The sequence below is a fragment of the Pseudomonas sp. EL_65y_Pfl1_R83 genome, from assembly GCF_963970695.1.
Classification (GTDB): Bacteria; Pseudomonadota; Gammaproteobacteria; order Pseudomonadales; family Pseudomonadaceae; genus Aquipseudomonas; species Aquipseudomonas tritici.
In genome coordinates this window covers 1-561 of sequence record NZ_CAXAQI010000185.1, presented here as the reverse complement: position 1 = coordinate 561, position 561 = coordinate 1, and the positions used below count along the sequence as shown (strand labels likewise).

The following is a 561-nucleotide window of genomic DNA, read 5'->3' as shown; positions in this document are numbered from 1 at the left end:
CCCAACCGGACGGCGTCCGGTTCACTCTCTCCGTCAGTCTACTTCAGGTAGAAGACGCCCTCCTCGAACAGTTGAGCGCATCAGAACCGCGATTCCGCGACGAGCGGGACAGGCTCCACGCCGATATCAAACAAACCGTTCTTCGCAGTCTCACCAACGCGGTGAACGCCACCGGCGCGCCGCCAAGCGTCATCTGTTCGGCACTGACCTCGTCTTCCTCGTAAACGACCGCCCCAGGACGCTCCCTACCACTCCCTACCATCGTCCACCGCCACGCGAAAAGCGCGTCGGTGAGGGGCGCTTTCGCGCCCTGCCCGGCCGAAGGGCCGGGGAGGAGAGAGGGATTGAAGATGTTGTCGAGGACATGGGGTCCAGCAGACACACAGGAGACGTTACGATGAACATCGGTCAGATCAAGCAGAACGAAGCCGGCATCTTCATGGGCCGCATCTCGACGCTCGCGGTCGCAATGACGATCGCGCTGAAGCCCGTTCAGTCCGCCAACCCGCGCGCGCCGCGCTATGAGATTCACGCACTCACCCCGGGCCGCACGTGGGTGCA

Annotated in this window: 2 protein-coding genes; both read left to right on the top strand. The window is 63.3% G+C overall.

The genetic code is table 11. The features are described 5' to 3' along the window. A partial coding sequence (locus AACY08_RS28320; RefSeq protein WP_339472408.1) for a hypothetical protein occupies positions 1-224 on the top strand: 224 nt, incomplete at its 5' end. A 140-nt stretch (positions 225-364) separates the two neighbouring features. After that, positions 365-561, top strand: a 197-nt coding sequence (locus tag AACY08_RS30725; protein ID WP_445262054.1) for a DUF736 family protein, incomplete at its 3' end; no start/stop codon positions are given.